Source organism: Pseudoalteromonas sp. MER144-MNA-CIBAN-0113 (genome assembly GCF_040308965.1).
Classification (GTDB): Bacteria; Pseudomonadota; Gammaproteobacteria; order Enterobacterales; family Alteromonadaceae; genus Pseudoalteromonas; species Pseudoalteromonas tetraodonis.
In genome coordinates this window covers 1-2,053 of record NZ_JBEOOG010000150.1, presented here as the reverse complement: position 1 = coordinate 2,053, position 2,053 = coordinate 1, and the positions used below count along the sequence as shown (strand labels likewise).

The window sequence follows — 2,053 nt, the reverse complement described above, 5'->3', positions numbered from 1 at the left end:
ATGTATAGATTAATAGATCATAAGCAGAACATACTTAGACCAAAAGGTGATCAGAGTTTTCACACAGTCTGTGCCAATTGCAGACATTGGTAACGCCGAGCTTAGCAGCAATTTTGGAGCGTAGCGGAAAATTTGTCCGTAAACAGCGTGTTGTTATATAGCACCTAAATCTGCCTAAACTATCCGCATTCAGCAAAGAACAGGCAACTAACAAATAAATATAACCGCCCCCTACACAGCTATAAACTCAACTAAACTCGACCAGCTAGGGAGCTCTTCCAAACAGGTATGCGTAATCCCTCTGCTTTCTTGTCTGACACGATAAAACCTAAGCTATATCTAGCTCGCGTAATAGCAACATACATTTTATTCTGTGCAACCTCCTCTTTTTCAGGGAAAGGAGTTACGCCATCTAGTATAAAATTTAGCTGTTTGGGCGTTGGCAGAATTAAGACGTGATTAAAGCCCAGTCCTTTACTGCTTCCAAAATTGGAACATCTAGCCGTAATAGGAAGAATTTTTGACCCTGATGCCAAACTCCAGCGCAGTACCATAGGGTCATATGCAGCTATATAATCGATTACATCTGATTCTTTAACTACGAAAACGCCAACATGATGAGCGAACTCAAATGGAATACTATCAACAGCCGACTTACTTCCTTGGTAAGCGCTCTTATGTACCTCATCAGCAACGGTACAGATTGCTTGTATGCTGCGGTAATTAAGTGCTAGTGCATCTTGTTTGAAACCCATAGATTTGAATGCTGCAATTTTCTCTTCTGCGGTTTTAGGTTTTTTGTGGCCAAAAGTTGTCTCATAAACAGTTTGTCTGAAATCGCCTACACAGATGATTGGTGACTTCATTTCCTTGCTCAAAACCTTAAGGACATCATAATCCCAGCCGACAAGATCTTGCACTTCATCGAAGTAAACTTTGCTATATATCTCACCAAGGCGATCAGATGTTGCATTTCTTGTCGCCTTGGCGACTCTAGCCGCTAGCTTCGCTAAAAAAGCCGAGTGGACTTTTGTCTTACATTTAGTCAGGAAGTGACTTGGGTTATAGCTCTTATCTTCAAGTTGCTCTTGCCGTCCACGCAACATGTAGTGCTTTCCATGCTGCAAGTGTGGGTTCTGCTCATTGAAAAACATGCCGTCAATTCGCTGTGTAAAGAGAACTTGCTGATACGGCCTCACCATATCTTCTAAGTAGAAAGAAAATAATCCTTTCACCACGAAACTATCACTATGCTTCCCAAAAGAGGATATGAATCGACGACGCAGTTCATGCTGGTTGCTGGTTGTGTACGTTACCACCAGTACTTTACCCCCTCGCTCGATCTCAGCAATAGACTCTGTGATGATCTTTTCGGTTTTTCCAGAACCTGCTCCAGCTATGCATAGAGTGTTAGTCAAAATTGAGTACCTCATCGAGAAATGAGGGATACTTGAATCGTTCGGGACTCTCAAATAATCGGATGGCTGAGTCGACCTTCTTCTTACCCTTACCGTCACCCTCTACACTTTTGAACCATTCGGTGATAAATGCGAACTTCTCAGCAAGTGTCGGCTTCGCGCTTAGCTTATTATATGTCTGAGGCGAGAGTACGATTTTTGCAAAAGCTAACAAATCTTTTTCCGTATCAGCATTTGCTGAAATCATCGCTGGTTCAAGTGAAAACTCATTATTATCTGTAGATGACACCAATTTTATATTTGGGTAATCAGCATAATTATCTTGTGCTTTTTCAACATTATTAACGTAATCACCATCATTGTCTCGCAGGACATTAACTGCCGTACCTATCTCTTTTCCAACCTCTATAAAGGTGTTGAAACCCACACCGCGCACGACAATGATATCGATACCATCTTGTTCAGGAAGACGACCTTGATTTTTGTTCTTATATATTTTCTTGAGAACCAACTCATCAGAAGGTCCTTCTACTAACACCACCTTTTTGGACAATGCGACACCGGAGTTTTTCAAGGTAGTTGTCCGATTTTCCCGTTTTATGCTGCTGCCTGAGCCTGCACGATTTCCCGCTCCG

The 2,053-nt window shown here is 41.9% G+C and carries 2 protein-coding genes; both read right to left on the bottom strand.

Annotated elements, in window-relative coordinates; genetic code table 11:
• Positions 1-251: 251 nt before the first annotated feature.
• Positions 252-1,418: a UvrD-helicase domain-containing protein gene (locus tag AAEY57_RS19055; RefSeq protein ID WP_350608561.1), complete on the bottom strand. Its 1,167-nt coding sequence runs from the start codon at positions 1,416-1,418 to the stop codon at positions 252-254.
• On the bottom strand, positions 1,411-2,053 hold a 643-nt coding region (locus AAEY57_RS19050), incomplete at its 5' end, for an ATP-dependent endonuclease (protein WP_350608560.1). The genes AAEY57_RS19055 and AAEY57_RS19050, both read right to left, overlap by 8 nt.